The sequence below is a fragment of the Cognatishimia sp. genome, assembly GCF_049116455.1.
Classification (GTDB): domain Bacteria; phylum Pseudomonadota; class Alphaproteobacteria; order Rhodobacterales; family Rhodobacteraceae; genus Cognatishimia.
The window spans coordinates 460,457-477,477 of sequence record NZ_JAGDYW010000001.1; the positions used below are offsets into that span (position 1 = coordinate 460,457).

Here is a 17,021-nt window from a genome sequence, read left to right on the forward strand (position 1 = left end):
GCAAAACGCAGAACAAACACTGCGCAAAGTGTTGGCTTGGGTAGCGTGGTATCTATTTAAGGTATTGATTTATAGTGATAAATTGCGATGGCGGGTGGTAGGGCTTTACCAATATAACCTTTATCTTCTGAAGCATCGTTCGTAATGAGACGCACCCATCAAAACTAACGATATCCTTTGATTGCTGCTTTTAGAGTGTTTGCTTATGTAAAGGGCGGAAAGAAGACTTTCGCCGCAACCTGCACCAAGGCCAGCTCTGCGATCAGGCTATTTTGATGCCAACGAACAGAATTGCACGCGGCTCTTTCCAATTGTGCATATGTTATGCTGAGTAATTCGTGGTATCTGCGCCTTTACACATGATCCTGGAGAACGTGCATGTTTCGTTTGGTTTTAGTGGCTGCATTTGTGATGCTCGCTGTCCCGCAATCGGCTTTCGCTCAAGATGCGCCAAGCCTTGTGAAGTTGATGAAGGTAAATTCTGGTGTCGAGAAGGTGACCCGTGTCTTTTTTGGACAGGTCAAAGCAAAGGAAACCGTGGATCTTGCTTTCCAAGTTGGTGGTCAAATTGTCGACCTTCCGATTGTGGAGGGGACAACGGTTTCTAAGGGCGCAGCGATTGCGATGCTTGATCTTGAGCCTTTCGAGCTCGCACTGGATCAGGCAGTTGTTCAGAAGCAGCAAGCCGACCGCACGGTTGATCGTTTGACTAAACTTCAGGGTAACACCGTGAGTCAGGTCACGGTTGACGATGCCCAGACACAACAGCAGCTTGCGGAAATCTCTCAGCGCAACGCACGGCGCTCATTGAACAACGCGACCTTGCTCTCTCCGTTTGATGCTTTGGTCGCCACTCGCAATGTTGCCAAATTCTCTACGATCAACGCGGGTACGCCGGTTGCGCGTTTGCATGATATGTCTGATCTGCGAATTGAAATTGACGTTCCTGAAGTCCTATTTCAGCGGACAGGTGAGGACGCTGATTTCACGCTGACAGCAAAATTTCCTTCAAGCGACACGACCTACCCACTTCAGGTGCGCGAATACAACGCTGAAACATCGCCGGTTGGACAAACCTTTCGGATCACATTGGGCATGACGCCTCCTGAGGGGCTGACAATCTTGCCCGGTTCGTCTGTCACCGTCTCCGCAACGCAGAATAATTCGGATGACCGTATCCTGATCCCATCTTCGGCGATCCAAACCGCCAATGACGGCACGCCAAAGGTTTTGGTGTTTGAGCCAGCAGGTGCGGATGAAGGCATTATTCATGCAGTTGAGATCGAGATTTTGCCCGATGTGAAAGGACAATTCCAAGTGGTATCCGGTCTCAGCGATGGACAAGAGATCGTGGCAAGCGGTGCCAGCCGATTGACTGATGGCGCCGCAGCGCGCCGTTTCACCGGCTTTGCAAATTGAGGGTGAACCTATGAACGTTGCGAGCGCATCAATTTCACGACCGGTTCAAACTTGGATCATCATGTTGATCTGTATGATCGGCGGAATTTGGGGGTTCTTTTCCCTCGGCCGACTTGAAGACCCGGCTTTCACAATCAAAACTGCTGTTGTCGTGACCGAATATCCTGGCGCTGACGCCAAACAGGTTGCGCGTGAGGTGTCTGAACCCCTTGAATCCGCGATCCAGAAAATGGCTGAGGTCAAGGAAATCCGGTCCATGAACCAACCTGGTCTGTCGTGGATTACGGTTGATATGCAGGATCAGTATGACGGCGATGAGCTGCCTGAAGTCTGGACCAAACTGCGCAATCGCGTAAACAGCGCTCGGCTACCGTCCGGTGCTGAACGTCCGTTTGTGAACGACAGTTTTGGTGATGTTTTTGGGATTTATTATGCGGTGACGGCCCCTGGATTCACGGATGCAGAAATCCATGACCTAGCGACTTTTCTGAGGCGTGAAATCCTGACCGTTCAAGGTGTCGCTGACGTAGATGTTTCTGGCTTGCCAAATGAGGTAATCTACGTCGAGCCCGATTTGGAAATCTCGACAAACCTAAACGTTTCTCCAGCCGCGATTGCCAATGCGATTGCCACGTCAAACTCTGTTGCGGATGCTGGCTCTATCCAATCCGTAGATGGCCGCACGCTCATTCAGGGCCCAACGGGATCGGACTCGGTTTCCGACATTGCAGGCCTCTCGGTGGGGGTCGGCGGACAGGTGTTGAACCTTTTTGACTTTTCTCAAGTCAGCCGTGATCGCGAACAAACCCCGGGCCTGCTGATCCGTCATAATGGCGAAAGTGCCTTTACGCTTGGCGTTGCCGGGTTGGGTAGTGAAAACATCGTCGAAGTTGGGCATCGCACCGATGCCAAGATTGCCGAACTTGCCCCACAAATCCCAGTCGGAGTCGATCTACACCCGGTTTACCAACAACATATTGTTGTCGAAAACGCCTCGAACGATTTCCTTGTGAACCTTGCCATGTCCGTCAGCATCGTCGTTGTTGTGTTGGCCCTATTTATGGGTTGGCGAGCCGCGATCGTGGTCGGTAGCACCCTTTTGTTGACCGTTGTGGGCACGCTGTTCTTCATGGCGATCTTCTCAATTGAGATGGAACGCATCTCTCTCGGGGCCTTGATCATTGCGATGGGCATGCTGGTGGATAACGCCATTGTGGTTGCCGAAGGTATGCAAATCTCGATGCGGCGCGGGATGACCTCTCGTCGGGCAGCAGAAGATGCTGCAGGCAAGACACAAATCCCATTGTTGGGCGCGACGGTTATTGGGATTATGGCTTTTGCCGGTATTGGCCTTAGCAATGATGCGACGGGCGAGTTTCTGTTTTCACTCTTTGCTGTGATTGCCATCTCCTTGATGCTTTCTTGGGTGCTTGCGCTGACCGCAACTCCGATCTTGGGGCATTACTTTTTCCGCCAAGGCAGCTCTGACACAGATGACGCTTATAGCGGTGTCATGTTCCGCGCCTATTCCGGTTTGCTGCGCCTTTGCCTAAAAGTTTGGTGGCTGGTTATTCCGGGACTATTGGCTGTGACGGTCGTCTGTTTCGCTCTCTTTGGGCAAGTGAAGCAGCAGTTCTTCCCGGACAGCAACACACCACTCTTTTTTGTGCATTACAAGTTGGCGCAGGGTGCATCGATCCACGAGACCTCCCGTGATCTCGAAGTGCTGGAGGAATGGCTGAGAACGCAGGAAGACGTTGTGTCTGCAACCGCATATGCAGGACAAGGTGCAGCGCGCTTTATGCTGACCTACCAGGCAGAAGATCCGAACCCAAGTTACGGTCATATCATCGTGCGCACCGAGACCATCGATGAAATTGCACCTTTGATCTCTGAAATGGAAGCCTTTGCTGCGGAAGCATTGCCACAGGGTGAATTCCGCGCAAAACGTCTGGCATTTGGTCCAGGCGGCGGCGATCCAATTCAGGTGCGTTTCTCTGGGTCTGACCCTGAGGTCTTGCGCGATCTCGCGGATCAAGCAAGTGTCATTCTGAGCAACGCTTCAGAGAACATCGTGGCTCCACGTGTTGATTGGCGCGAAATGGAGCAAGTTCTGCGCCCGGTCTATGCGACGGAACGTGCACAGGAAGCAGGCATTACGCGCGACGACATTACAAATGTTATGCGGTTTGCGACGGAAGGCTTTGACGCCGGTGTCTATCGCGAAAGCGATCGTCAGATTCCGATCATTGTCCGTGTTGCTCCAGAAGATGACCTCTCTTTTGCTGATCAGGTGATCTACTCTTCAACCGGTCAGATCTACGTGCCCTTTGAACAGGTTGTTGAAGGTCTGCGGTTTGAGCCGCAAAACACCTTGATCATGCGCAGGGATCGCGTTCTGACAATCACAGTTGGCTCAGACGTTGTTAAAAACGTGACTGCAGCGCAGGTTCAAACCGAAGTGCAGGATGCCATCGAGGCCATGCCGCTCCCCGCAGGATATAAGATGGAATGGGGTGGTGAATACGAAAGCTCACGGGATGCGCAGGCCAGCCTCGGCCGACAACTTCCTTTGAGCTTACTGATCATGGTGTTAATTTCGGTTCTGCTGTTTAACGCACTTCGTCAACCGCTGATCATCTGGTTGTTGGTGCCAATGTCAGTAAACGGCGTTGCTCTCGCGCTGCTAGGCACCGGGATGCCTTTCACGTTCACAGCGCTTCTTGGTCTGTTGTCTCTGTCCGGCATGCTGATCAAAAACGGCATCGTATTGGTCGAAGAAATCGATATTGTACGGGAAAATAAACCGGAGCAGCCTCAAGTGGACTCGATTGTCGAAGCGTCTACGTCGCGACTACGTCCTGTCATTTTGGCAGCTGCAACCACTATTCTCGGGATGACACCTCTGATTTGGGACGCATTCTTCCAATCCATGGCTGTCACGATCATGGGCGGTCTGGCATTCGCCTCGATTTTGACGCTCATCGCGGCACCGGTGTTCTACCATGCCTTCTTTGCCAGTGGTCGTAAATTAGCTACATCCAATAAATCAATCGCAGCGTGATTTTGCCACTGAGTAAGAAAATCACCTAGTTATCGTTGGGGCGAGGTTACTCAATTCCTTCCCTCGCCCCATCAAACGCGCAAAAGCCATCTTTCTTCTGCTCTGTCTGAGCTCAGCAAATTCCAATGTCAGAATTGGGCTGCGTGTAGTCACTAGGCAGAGGTTGCACGGATGTCCGGCAAAGGCTTTGAGCAATCTTGTCTGCGACCATTTTTCTGCGCATTCCTGTCATCGGAATAGGCTGCAGCGAAAGTCCGCTTCCCGCCCGTCGTGCAAAAAATGCGTGGACTACAGCAAGCTGACCGAGATTGCCGTGGAGGTGACACATTTCGCGTTGCCAGAAGCAATATATCTGACCAAAAAGGCAGAACTTTGTGATAATTTACATCTGCGCAACCGTAATCCAAAGGTTCGTCAGCTACCACCCTGCAGCGTGCGGCCGCTTCGTCCGCAAAGCCGACCTTGAACTAACTTTAAGTCATGTAATGGAAACGAACGTCCATTGCGACGCACTTCACCGCGGATATGCGTTTCAGTCAATGCTAACGGAGGCTACGAGTTGGATTGTGTTGCTTCAATGCGCACAGCACCTTTTTGCCGAATTTGAGCGCAGTTTCCGCCAAGTCCAATAAGGGAGTTGCCGCCCTTTTTAGCAATTATAGCATTGCGAGGTCATTTCAGAACTGCGTTGACACATTTATCAATGTCTCCAGCAAGTTCGAAATCTGAGAAACCAGCGCGTGCTCGAAAAACCATGCCTTGCCGCAGGTCGAACATCAGCTTAGCGCGATCAGCGCTTGGGAAGTCTTGCGGTAGTTTCCCCAGCATTATTTCATGATCAAAGCGCGCTTTGATGCGATTGTCTGTTGATGTGATTGCGTCACGCAGCAATTCGGCAGTGCCCTCAACATGCCCTGCACTTGTTGCAACACAAGAGACAAGGAAGCAGCCTTTTGCCCCGCTTGTATGAAGGGTTGAGTAGTCAAGCACCGCTTCGAAGAACGCCCTTACAGCCTGATGAATGTCTGATGCCGTTTCCAATGCGACCAATGGGGAACAGGCATCGTTGTTTGCATAGCTGTTAATGGCTTCCAGGTAGAGGCCATGTTTGTCCCCAAACTCTGCATAGAGGCTGGGGCTGTTTATTCCCATCTCGTCTGTCAGCAGTTTCATTGACGCCCCTTCATAGCCCTGTTTCCAGAACACGCTGATCGCCTTGGTTAAGGCTTCGTTCCGGTCGAAGGTTTTAGGGCGACCAACTTTTTTTGTGACGTTCATTACAAAAATCCTTGACGTTTTACTTTTTCATATTTTATAACGATCATCACAAAATGCAAGGACGACCGATATGTCATCACAAAAGACACCTGCTGGATCCTTGTTTCCAGCCATTACAACAGCCAAACTGGGCGGCGGCGAACTGACGCTCGGTACTCCGCAGGCGGGATACGACTGGCAAATGGTGGTCGTGTATCGCGGCAAATATTGCCCAATGTGCACCAGCTACCTGAAAGAGCTGGAGGCATTGCTGCCAGAGTTTCATGCTCTTGGCGTAGATGTTGCCGCGGTTTCAGCAGACCCAGAGGCCAAAGCAGCGGATCAAATCGCGCTTGTGAATCCAAGCTTCCGTGTCGGCTGTGATCTTACCTTAGATCAGATGCACCAACTCGGGCTGTATGTATCCGATCCTCGATCAGCGGAAGAAACAGATCGTCCCTTTGCTGAACCAGGAATCTTCGTCGTAAATGCGGATGGAAAGTTCCAGGTCACGGATATTTCCAACGCGCCATTTGCTCTGCCTGACCTGAGAACCCTTCTGGGTGGGTTTCGATTTATTCGCAATCCTCAGAATAAATACCCAATCCGGGGGACACGCGCAGCGTAAGGCCGAGTTCCTCTAACCACCTAAAGCTAAATAACTAACTTGAAAGGACAAGCTCATGCGCTTGACATCCGTACTCTCTGCTATTGCCGTTTTCGCGTCTTTGGCTCTACCTGCAATCGCTGAAACACACGCTCAAGCCCAAGCTCGCGAAAGCCTGATCGCCTTCAATGATCGTTTCAATGAATTTGCTGCAACCCATGACGCGTCGGGGCTACTTTCGCTCTATGGCGAAGATGCATTCTGGATCGCACCTGCGACACGTCCAGCAAAGGGACGCGATGGCGTACCGCGCCAGACCATCAACTTCATGAGCGAAAACAAAGGTCAGTTGTCGCACACTATCGAAGACCTGTTCATCTCTGATGACGGCACGCAAGCAGTTATGAAGGGTGTGACCCGCGCCGCTGTTGAAAGCCAAGGTTTCAAGCTTGAAGGTTCGTACATCTACGTCCTTGAGCGCGAGAATGAAGACGACCAGTGGCAGATCGTTTTGGATATGTTCAGCAACTACGCGCCAAAGTGATCTTCAGCGTCATCTCCCCGCAGGACACCTAATCTTATAAGGAGCACAGCAATGGCAATGACTGAAGATCACGCAAATTCCGCTATCGTCAAAGAGACACTGGATGGATTGATCCACGGTGTATCCGGGCACTCTTTTGAAGTTCTGGATCAACTCTATCACCGCGACATGCAGACGTATGTTCTGTTAAATGATGGAACCCTGATGCTGAACGACAAGAACGGGTTCATGGAGTTCATAAAGAATAACATGGGTGCGTTGATAGATGACAACCCATGGGTGAAGTACCATTTGGTCGAAGCCGATGATACGCACGGGCATATTGTGGTAAGCCGGAAGAACGACGCCACTGGGCGGTATCAGCTTATCTCACTTAGCATTGATTTTGTGCTAGAAGATGGCCGCTGGCAGATCATTCGGGAAATCATCATGACGCGGAGCGATCCGACTGATGCGTAAGTGAGGATCCGTGATGTGACTACACATATCAATTCGCGACCAATGTTTAGTCACGCTCAATTCAACTTGAGTTTAGGGCGGACCCTTCTGAGAAAATGAGTGGCATGGCGTTTTCGCGCCATGCCTTTTTTGACTCGGATGTTTTGAAATTATCCACTCAAATATGGTCCTAAGGAGTAATGCGTAACTCTGATCAGGCGTTGCGGTTTCTTCTTCAAGCAATCAGTCCGGTGCCTGATCCAATACCGCAAAATCCCGGGGCGAGAGTTAAGACACAAATGCCGCTGGTTTTTGCCGAAGAAAATTCAGGCCCATCAGGCCTCTTGCAAAAAAAGCGCATACCTCGGTAATTGGGACAAAACTGGCGCTCATTGATATAGCCATGGCCACCGGATTTGCATCAACGTCTAGTTTATCAGTCGCGTTTTTTGCTAAGTTTGGGCAACGTCCAAAGGAGTGCAGGCACAAAAGCTTTCAATAGTAATGTTAAACAACAGCTATCGAGCTGTCGCAGTGGAAGTATTTGAAATTACCCATTTGCTGCTGTTCTGAGGTGAACAACGTTTGAAATTTGGACTATCGAAAGTGGTGAATAATTGACGGCCTAACGGCCGCCAATCTCAATTTGAGTGCGTTATTTAGCCCAGAACCAAGCTTGAGGCATAAATACGTTTGCTGGGCTAGGGAATTGGCTGGTTGACTTCATTCCCGGTAGAACATTTCTCAGTTCCTTTGCCACCACACCATATGTCGAAGCATTTTTGGTTACTCCAAAGGCTTCGAATTCATCCGCTGCGATATCCGCAATCGCGTGGAATAGGCGAATACGTTCCTTTGGATCCGCCGTCGCAAAGATGGCTTCCCAATGCTCGTAACGTTTCTTGGTGTGCTCTGGTGGTTCAACACCAGACTTGCCGCCAGAACGATACCATTCGGTCCAAAGTGGCGCGTGACGCGAGCTCGAATCGATTGGCAGGATCGCAGATGGCAGCTGACCAGGCATCCAAGTCGCGTTACCTGAGTCAGATGTCATGTCGTGATCAGCATTCTTGGAACGCAGCTTGTGAAGGGAACGGTCCACAACGTTCAGATCGATAGAGACACCAAGCTCTTCTTCCCACTGGTCTTTGATCACAAGCATCATGTCGACGATGTGCGGATATGTGTTGCGGATATCAACCAGGAAGCGCGCAGGGCGACCGTCAGACATCAGGCGAATGCCATCGTCGTTGCGCTCTGTCAGGCCAAGACCGTCCAAAAGTTCGTTGGAGCGGTCTGGGTCAAACTCAAGGTGCTGGGTTGCAACACGTTCGTGATACAGATCAGTGTCTTCAAACGGTCCGGTTTGCCAAGGAGTGCCCTCACCCAGAAGCGCCGTGTCGATCACTTCTTCACGGTCGATGCCGATGGAAAGCGCAACGCGGAAGTCTTTTTCGTTAAAGAGCGCGTTGATGACAGGGTCTTTGTGGTTCAGGTTTGGCTGGATCCAGTTGTAGTTACCACCTGCGGCAGTCACTTCATAAAGCTCATAGCCACCAGCATCGCGGTTGTCTGCGAGAACAGGACGGTTACCAGGCGCATCAATGTGACGGTATTGGAAGTCAAACTGACCACCGATTGCTGCCAAAGTCATGGCTTCCGGGTCTTGGAAGATACGACCTTGCAGATCGTTAATGTATGGTAGCTGGTTACCGGCTTGGTCGACTTGCCAGAAGAATGGGTTCGCTTTCAGGGTCACAACAGTCGCTGCGCCATCCAGAGGGTTCACGATGACCCATGGATCCAGAACAGGACGTTCTGCATTCAACCAACGCTGACCTTCACGTGGGTTACCACATTGCTGCAGGAACAGGGTTTGCCAGTCTGGCGCCCCATTGGCTTCCATCGCAGCCGAAAGGTCATCGGTGTAGGTTGGGTGAAACTTTTCGCAGTAGTGACGTGGGAAGAAGTTCAGGTTTGCACCTTCTTCACGGGCCATCTGGCCGAGAAACTCACCGTTTGGATGATCAAAAACAATCTTGAATGTTGTTTCGTCAATGACTTCCAGGCGCAATGCCTCGCCACCAGATTTGAAGCGGGTCGAAAGATCTTCGTACTCGCCATTCAAAAGAACATCATTGATGCTGAACGCGATGTCCGACGTGGTGAATGGTGCACCGTCTGACCACTTCATGCCTTTACGCAGGAAGAAGGTAAACTCACGTGCGTCCTCAGAAACTTCCCAGTCTCGGGCGACGTTCGGTGTCAATTCTTTCAGATTGCGATGCCAGCGCACCAATCCATTTGTCCCGACATGTGACCGCAATGTGCCATCGTCACCTGTGCTGGACAGGCCAAAGCGCCAAGAACCGCCGTATGTACCAACTTCGCCAAAGTCGATGACTTCAGGTTCCATTGATGCGCGTTCCGCAACAGGCGGTAGCTCTCCGTTAGCTACCATTGCTGCGAATTCAGGGCTTTCGCCAGTTGCTTGCGCAAAAGCGACGCTGGTGAAAGCAGTGGTTAGCGCGACCGTGCAAGCACTCATTTTGAGTGTTTGAAAATTCATAGAGTCTCCTCCTCCGTTGAACGACAGCCACCCCGACTCGGATTCGGGCCTTGGGTGTTGTCTTCCATAGTTAAGAAGGGTTCAAAGTGGTTTTTCAAGCATAAAAACCAAAAAAACTGTAGATTTGATCTTGATTATAGGATTTCTAATTTCATATAGCCAATAGACGCCACTCAAAATTCAATGAAGAATCGGCGCTGGGAGGAGAATTTATGGCGGCATATGTCTTGCGGCGGCTCTTATGGGCCGTGCCATTTTTGTTTGTTGTTTCACTTATTGCTTTCGCAATCATTCAGGCACCACCGGGTGATTACCTGACCACATATGCTGCGCGGCTCGAGGCCGCTGGCCAACAGGTGAACTACGCGCGGCTTGAGACTTTGCGCGAGCGCTTTGCCCTAGATGACCCATTTTTGATCCAATATCAGAAGTGGATCACCAATATTATTTTCCACGGCGATTTCGGGATTTCTTTTGAGTTCCAACAGCCTGTTTCCGAGCTGATCGGTGATCGTATGCTGCTTTCAATCGTTTTGGCGACATCCACTTTGCTTTTCACTTGGGCGGTCGCGTTGCCGATCGGGATTTACTCTGCGGTAAAACAATACACAGCCGGTGATTACTTCATCAGTATTCTTGGTTTCTTGGGCTTGGCTACGCCGAATTTCTTACTGGCATTGGCCTTGATGTACTACGGTGTGGTCTACCTTGGGGCTGATGTGACGGGTCTATATTCACCTGAATATGCAAACGCGCCCTGGAGCTGGGACAAGTTTGTTGACCTGCTCAAACACTTGATCATCCCGGTGATCATTGTGGGGACCGCATCCACGGCAAGCCTTATCCGCGTCATGCGCGCTAACCTGTTGGATGAGCTGTTCAAACCCTACGTGACCACAGCGCGCGCCAAGGGTTTAAGCGAATTCCGCATTCTGATGAAATACCCTGTGCGTCTGGCGTTGAACCCCTTTGTATCCACAATTGGCTGGGCGTTTCCTCAGATTATCTCGGGATCAACGATTGTTGCAGTGGTTCTCTCTCTGCCGACCTCTGATCCGCTGATGCTCGATGCTCTGCTGTCGCAAGACATGTATCTGGCCGGTGCCTTCATCCTTTTGCTTAGCATTCTGTCCATCATCGGGATGCTGGTTTCTGACATTCTTCTTGCGCTGGTTGATCCGCGTATCCGCTATCGCTGAGGTAAATTATGACTGACACTACGATTGATCCTCGCCTCGCTGGCCATTCTCTGGATGAGGCCTCTCAGTGGAAACTGATTTGGTATAAATTCCGTCGCCACCGCGTTGCGATGGTGAGCCTCTATGTGATCATCTGTTTCTATGTTGTCGCGCTGTTTGCTGAGTTTTTTCAGCCTTTTGATCCAAACGACACGTCTCGCGGGAATGTTTATCATCCGCCGCAGATGATCAAATTCATCGATACCAATGACGATGGAAGTAAGTCGTTTAGACCGCATGTTCAGGACATGAAGTTGAAGCGTGACAAGCTGACCCTAAAGGCGACCTATACGCCCGAAGAAGATGAAAAGACGTACATCAAATTCTTCCCGAAAACCGAGACATATTATATGACCGGTTTCATTCCCATGAATTTCAAACTGATAGGCGTAGAAGGAAAGCGTGATCGTTTCTTCCTTTTTGGCGCTGACCGACTTGGACGCGATATGTTCAGCCGCGTGATCGCGGGCACACGTATCTCTATGTCCATTGGTCTTGTGGGTGTTGGCTTGAGCCTCGTTCTGGGGCTCATGATCGGGGGGGTTGCCGGGTACTTCGGCGGATGGTTTGATACGGTTTCCTCCCGTGTGATTGAACTCACTCTAGCCATTCCAACAATTCCAATCTGGTTGGGATTGAGCGCGGCGATCCCTCCAACCATGGATCCACTGACTCGGTATTTCTTAATTACTGTGATCTTGTCACTCATCGGCTGGACCGAACTGGCGCGTGTGGTGCGCGGACGATTCCTCGCAATGCGGCACGAAGACTTCGTGATTGCTGCACGCCTAGATGGTGCAAAACCCTCGCGCGTTATCTTCCGCCATATGATGCCATCCTTGGTGAGCCACATCATCGCCTCTGTATCGTTGGCAATTCCTGTGATGATCCTTGCGGAAACATCCCTGTCTTTCCTTGGCCTTGGTTTGCTACCGCCTTCGATTTCTTGGGGTGTTCTTCTGAAAGAAGCGCAAAATATCCGCGCCATCGCACAGGCGGCTTGGTTGTTTATCCCTGGTATATTTGTCGTGATCGCCGTGTTGGCCCTGAACTTCTTTGGCGACGGCCTGCGTGATGCCGCAGACCCATACGCGCAGGAGAGCCACTAATGAAAGACCTTAAGATGTCTCAAGAACCGATCCTGCGGGTTGAAAATCTGGTCACCAGTTTCAAAACCCGCCATGGCGATTTCCGCGCTGTTGATGATGTGTCTATCGAACTTTTCCCGGGCGAAACCCTGTGTCTGGTTGGGGAAAGTGGCAGTGGTAAATCTGTTTTGTCCCGTTCTGTTTTGCAAATCGTAGACAAACCGGGCCGCATTGCTGAAGGGCAGATCTTGTTCAAACAGGGCGCCAGTTCCTCTGATGTTTCCGCTGACGACGCCGTTGATATTGCACGGCTGAAAGCTGACAGCACCATCATGCGCGGCATTCGCGGCAAGCATATCTCTATGATTTTCCAAGAACCGATGAGCTCGCTATCGCCAGTACATCGTATCGGCAATCAAATCGATGAGATGATCCGGCTGCATAACAATGTTTCCAAAGCCGAGGCACGCAAACGGACTGTCGAGTTGCTGCGTGAAGTGGAAATTCGCAATCCCGAAGTGGCAGCAAACCAGTTTCCGTTCGAGTTTTCTGGTGGGATGCGGCAACGCGCTATGATTGCGATGGCTTTGGCGTGCAATCCGGAAATTCTGATTGCGGATGAGCCGACTACTGCGTTGGATGTAACCATTCAGGCGGAAATCCTGCAGCTCTTGAAGAAGCTGCAGAAGGACCACAACACGGCCATTCTTTTTATCACCCATGACATGGGCGTGGTCGCCGAAATCGCTGATCGAGTGGCCGTGATGCAGCATGGTAAGATCGTTGAACAGAACGATGTTTTTGCCCTGTTTGATGCTCCACAGCACCCATACACACAGTCACTTTTGTCTGCGGCCAAGCGCTTTGATCGCCCTTCAGAGAAACGGCTGAAACTGCGCCAAAACCGCCCGCTTGGTGAACCGGTCTTGGAGGTGAAGAACCTTTGCAAAACCTTCACCATGCGCTCTGGTGGATTGTTTAAAAAGACCTTCAACCACGTGCACGCAGTCGACAATGCAAACTTTGCGCTTTTGGACGGTGAGAATATTGGCGTCGTTGGGGAGAGCGGATCAGGCAAAACTACGCTCGCGCGCTGTATCCAACGCATCCACAACTTTCAAAGCGGTTCTTTGAATATGCGGGATGATAAAGGGAATATGGTCGATATCTCGCAATTCAGTGATGATCAGTTGCTGCCCTATTGGCGCAATATACGGATGATTTTCCAAGACCCGTTTGCGTCCTTGAACCCACGTATGACAGTTGAACAACTGATCGGTGAGCCATTGCTTCTTCAGGGCATGACCTCGTTGAAAGAGCGCCGTGCCCGTATTCATGAGTTGCTAGAACAAGTTGGCCTTCCTGCGAATGCTGCTCAACGCTATCCGCATGCCTTTTCTGGGGGGCAACGTCAGCGCATATCAATCGCGCGCGCCATCGCGCCGCAGCCAAAGGTGGTCATCGCCGACGAAGCGACGTCTGCGCTGGATTTGAGCATCCGGTCCAAAGTCATGGATCTGCTGTTGGATATTCAACAAGAGTTGGATCTAAGCTTCCTATTCATCAGCCATGACATTGGTTTGGTGCGTTACTTCTGTGACCGTTGCCTGGTGATGTACCACGGCAAGGTGGTGGAATTTGGAGGTTCCGAGCAAGTCTGCACTGATCCTCAACACCCTTACACGCAGGCGCTGCTGAGCGCAGTTCCCGTGCCTGATCCGCATCAGAGATCAGACCGTGAAATTCTGCGTTACGTCCCAGCCGAATAAGTCATCTAAGGAAGATTGACAGTGATTTATGAGCTCTTTCTGACCTGCGTCGGCCTCGCCGTGCTTATCTATTCCGCTGATACTTTGGTGGAAACTTCAGAGACCATTGCGAAACACTTTGGTATTTCGGCAATGATCCTCGGCCTCACGGTGGTTGCCTTTGGTACATCCTTGCCGGAGCTCGTTGTCTCACTGCAATCAGCGATCTTAGATCGCGAAGGCTTGGCAATTGGTAATGTTGTTGGAAGCAATATTGCCAATACACTCTTGGTTTTGGGCGTGGCAGCAGCCTTGCGTCCAATCCCGCTCAAACAATCCGTCCTCAAACGGGACGGAGCCGTCTGGATCCTCTCCAGCATTCTCTTCCTCGTAGCCTGTGGCCTTGGCATGATCCCGCGTTTGATGGGTATTTTTATGGTCATTGCGCTACTGGTCTACGTTTGGACATCGTTCAAAGCAGACAGAGCAGGGGATGACGCAGAGGACGAAGAAGATGAAGATCAGGACAACGAATTTGGTATCAAAAGCGTTGTCTTTATCATTGGCTGTCTGGTTGGTGTCGCCGCAGGTTCACATCTTACGGTCACACATGCTGTGAACGTGGCAACCCTAGCCGGTATTCATGAATCCATCATTGGCATCACTTTGATCGCGATCGGCACCAGCCTGCCAGAGCTGACAACGACCATTGCCTGTGTTCGCCGCGGTCAGACAGATATGTTGGTCGGGAACATCATTGGCTCCAATATCTTCAATATCTTGGCGGTTCTCGGCGTGACGGCTACGTTCATACCATTGACCATACCAGAGCGGATGCTGGGGATCGACCTATTGGCCTTCTCAGTTGCGACTTTGGCGGGCTACTTCTTCTTGCTGACTGATCTGAAAATGACCCGAAAAGAGGGAGCTGTGTCGATACTTATGTATTGTTCATATATCTCAATACTTGTGTATATTTTGTAACCCGTGACCGGACGCTATGACGCGTTAAAAAGACGACAATAATAAATAGCACTGCCAAGACAGTGACCCAGCCGGTGAAGTAACCTTATGAAGCAACCGAAACTCCCACATGCCATAGCGAATTCGATCCTTCGCAACATTGCCGGACGGAAAATCAAAGAGGGGACACGTCTGAAAACTCAATCAGTTGCTGATGAGTTCGGAGTTAGTCGTTCTCCTGTACGGGTTGCACTTGAAATACTCGATGGCAAGAAAGTCCTGAGGCGCGAGCTAAACAAAGGATACTTCGTCACAGAAGAGGCTTTGAGAATTGCCGAAGAAGCTGATCTCGCTGATGACTATCAGGACATGGACGGGATCTATGATCGGTTTGTGAATGACTGGCTGAATGATCGGATCTCAAATGAGGTCAACGAAAGTTCATTGCGCAAGTTCTACGATATCACTGCCTCGCGGGCCAACTCGATCATGTTTCGCGCCGTTCACGAGGGGTGGGCAGAGCGCAAACCCGGTTATGGCTGGCGACTCAGGGAAGTTGCAAAGACTGAAGAAGCGTTCAACCAAATCTATCGCTTCCGTCTACTGATTGAACCAGCCGCCTTGTTGGAACCAGGCTTTACTCTGGATCACAAAGCGATTGAACGTTTACGTGAGGATCAGGAGGGAATTCGTGGTCTAGATGTCGCTGATATCAAGATGTTTGATCAGTTAGAACGCGGTTCACAGTTTCATGCGGAACTCGCGCGGATGTCTGGCAATCTAATGTTCCACTTCGGCGTGATCCGTGCCAACAAAATGCGCCGCCTATTGGAATATCGCGCCCCGATCGACAAAGAACGATTGGTCATCCAATGCGCAGAACATCTTGAGATTTTAGATCTTATTGAAGCTGGGGATATGACCGAAGCATCATTTAAGATGCGCATTCATCTAGATGGCGCATTGAACTTCAAACGACGCTCAATTCCCTTCGGTGCAAATTCCAAGATGTGATGCCAATGAAAAATTCGAGTGCTTTTGCGGTGTTTCGCCGCCGCTAAACCTTAATCCGCTCATCTTTTTTCGCATCCGACCAGTTCCACGCTATCGGTGACTTCCGCTTTAGAGCGCCACTGAGATGGCGTCTCATGAGATAAGACGCATCAGCGATTTCGCCACGTTCAAGCAGGTTGATGATCTCAAGGTGATCGCTGCACTGTTCAACAATGCGCTCGTGGTTGATTTCTGCGCGATACTCCATAAGGCGGCGCATTCTGTTGACGCGTTGCAGCGCCATCAGAAAGAACGGGTTTCCGGACAGACGAATGATTTCTTCGTGAAATTCGGATCCGTTCCGAAGAAGGACTTCACCAGGAATTTTGGATAAGTCATCTTCCAACATACCGTCTTGGGTGCGCTTTAAATCATCAAGTACTTTCCGATCAACTTCGAAACTCGGCTCGAGCATTGCCGCCGGTTCAATAGCCATGCGAAATTGATAAATTTCGTCGAAGGCTTCAGCAGTTTTTGCGACTGGCAGTAGTTTCCAACCGTAGCCATCCTTGGGTTCAACCCAACCTTCTCGCGTCGCGCGACTTAGAAGTTCTTGCGTGCCGGATTTTGTTAAGCTGTATCGCTGGCGCAGGCTTTGCTCTGTTACAATTTCCGGAAGAATGTCTGTAAGCCAGTCTTCTGCGAACTGCTGATACACATTGGAATCTGTGTCTTGTTCATCCGCGAATTCTTCGATGCTCGAGCGGTTTATTCTTTCTGGAACAAAGTACCCGCGATTGGGTATTCTTGTTAGAATGTTTGCTTGTTCTAATGTGATCAATGCATCCCGTACCGGGGTACGGGACACCTGGTAGTTATTCGCAATGCTTTGCGTCACAATATGTGATCCGGCCTCAAGCGCGCCGCTCAAAATTTCTTGAGCTATTCGGCGTGCAATTTTGTTGCTCAGATCGGTCGTTCGCAAGTCTTTGCCCTCACATTAGTCTTTTGATTTTTAGCTAGCATTGGATTTGTGCCTAATTCTAAGCCAAAACTCAAACAGGAATTAGTTTTGGTTATCTTGTACCTAATA

General features: G+C 50.5%; 13 protein-coding genes. 10 read left to right on the forward strand and 3 right to left on the reverse strand.

All coding sequences use genetic code 11. The features are described 5' to 3' along the window. Window positions 1-378: 378 nt before the first annotated feature. Window positions 379-1,419 carry an efflux RND transporter periplasmic adaptor subunit gene (locus JXQ85_RS02295; protein ID WP_421747230.1) on the forward strand — a complete coding sequence of 347 codons (1,041 nt, stop codon included), beginning with the start codon at window positions 379-381 and terminating at the stop codon, window positions 1,417-1,419. Window positions 1,420-1,429: 10 nt separating this feature from the next. Then, on the forward strand, window positions 1,430-4,483 hold the full coding sequence (locus JXQ85_RS02300; protein ID WP_421747231.1) for an efflux RND transporter permease subunit: 3,054 nt from the start codon (window positions 1,430-1,432) through the stop codon (window positions 4,481-4,483). 672 nt (window positions 4,484-5,155) lie between these two features. On the opposite strand, the gene JXQ85_RS02305 is transcribed toward JXQ85_RS02300, so the two are convergent. After that, window positions 5,156-5,761 (reverse strand): TetR/AcrR family transcriptional regulator, encoded by a 606-nt coding sequence (locus tag JXQ85_RS02305; RefSeq protein ID WP_421747232.1) that lies wholly within the window; start codon window positions 5,759-5,761, stop codon window positions 5,156-5,158. A gap of 70 nt (window positions 5,762-5,831) precedes the next feature. Between JXQ85_RS02305 and JXQ85_RS02310 the strand changes: the two genes are divergently transcribed. From JXQ85_RS02310 to JXQ85_RS02320, 3 genes are read left to right on the forward strand one after another with little or no spacing between them, the layout of a single operon-like run. Further along, the gene (locus JXQ85_RS02310) at window positions 5,832-6,368 is read left to right on the forward strand and encodes a redoxin domain-containing protein (protein ID WP_421747233.1); all 537 of its coding nucleotides are present in this window, start codon (window positions 5,832-5,834) and stop codon (window positions 6,366-6,368) included. Between the two features lie 55 nt (window positions 6,369-6,423). Then, window positions 6,424-6,891, forward strand: coding sequence for a YybH family protein (locus JXQ85_RS02315; protein ID WP_421747234.1), 468 nt, complete (start codon window positions 6,424-6,426; stop codon window positions 6,889-6,891). Window positions 6,892-6,942: 51 nt separating this feature from the next. Continuing rightward, window positions 6,943-7,350 carry a hypothetical protein gene (locus tag JXQ85_RS02320; RefSeq protein ID WP_421747235.1) on the forward strand — a complete coding sequence of 136 codons (408 nt, stop codon included), beginning with the start codon at window positions 6,943-6,945 and terminating at the stop codon, window positions 7,348-7,350. A 634-nt stretch (window positions 7,351-7,984) separates the two neighbouring features. Here JXQ85_RS02320 and JXQ85_RS02325 read toward each other — a convergent pair. After that, window positions 7,985-9,898 carry an ABC transporter substrate-binding protein gene (locus JXQ85_RS02325; protein ID WP_421747236.1) on the reverse strand — a complete coding sequence of 638 codons (1,914 nt, stop codon included), beginning with the start codon at window positions 9,896-9,898 and terminating at the stop codon, window positions 7,985-7,987. Between the two features lie 212 nt (window positions 9,899-10,110). Between JXQ85_RS02325 and JXQ85_RS02330 the strand changes: the two genes are divergently transcribed. The 5 genes from JXQ85_RS02330 (at window position 10,111) to JXQ85_RS02350 (ending at window position 15,949) form a co-directional block, all read left to right on the forward strand. Continuing rightward, window positions 10,111-11,097 carry an ABC transporter permease gene (locus JXQ85_RS02330; RefSeq protein WP_421747237.1) on the forward strand — a complete coding sequence of 329 codons (987 nt, stop codon included), beginning with the start codon at window positions 10,111-10,113 and terminating at the stop codon, window positions 11,095-11,097. 8 nt (window positions 11,098-11,105) lie between these two features. Next, on the forward strand, window positions 11,106-12,245 hold the full coding sequence (locus tag JXQ85_RS02335) for an ABC transporter permease (RefSeq protein WP_421747238.1): 1,140 nt from the start codon (window positions 11,106-11,108) through the stop codon (window positions 12,243-12,245). Then, window positions 12,245-13,993 carry an ABC transporter ATP-binding protein gene (locus JXQ85_RS02340; RefSeq protein WP_421747239.1) on the forward strand — a complete coding sequence of 583 codons (1,749 nt, stop codon included), beginning with the start codon at window positions 12,245-12,247 and terminating at the stop codon, window positions 13,991-13,993. Before JXQ85_RS02335 ends, JXQ85_RS02340 begins: the two co-directional genes overlap by 1 nt. Before the next feature lie 21 nt (window positions 13,994-14,014). Continuing rightward, on the forward strand, window positions 14,015-14,956 hold the full coding sequence (locus JXQ85_RS02345) for a calcium/sodium antiporter (RefSeq protein WP_421747240.1): 942 nt from the start codon (window positions 14,015-14,017) through the stop codon (window positions 14,954-14,956). Between the two features lie 87 nt (window positions 14,957-15,043). Then, the gene (locus tag JXQ85_RS02350; protein ID WP_421747241.1) at window positions 15,044-15,949 is read left to right on the forward strand and encodes a GntR family transcriptional regulator; all 906 of its coding nucleotides are present in this window, start codon (window positions 15,044-15,046) and stop codon (window positions 15,947-15,949) included. A 43-nt stretch (window positions 15,950-15,992) separates the two neighbouring features. Here JXQ85_RS02350 and JXQ85_RS02355 read toward each other — a convergent pair whose 3' ends face one another. Next, complete coding sequence (locus tag JXQ85_RS02355) at window positions 15,993-16,913, reverse strand: GntR family transcriptional regulator (RefSeq protein ID WP_421747242.1); 921 nt, start codon at window positions 16,911-16,913, stop codon at window positions 15,993-15,995. Between the last annotated feature and the right edge of the window lie 108 nt (window positions 16,914-17,021).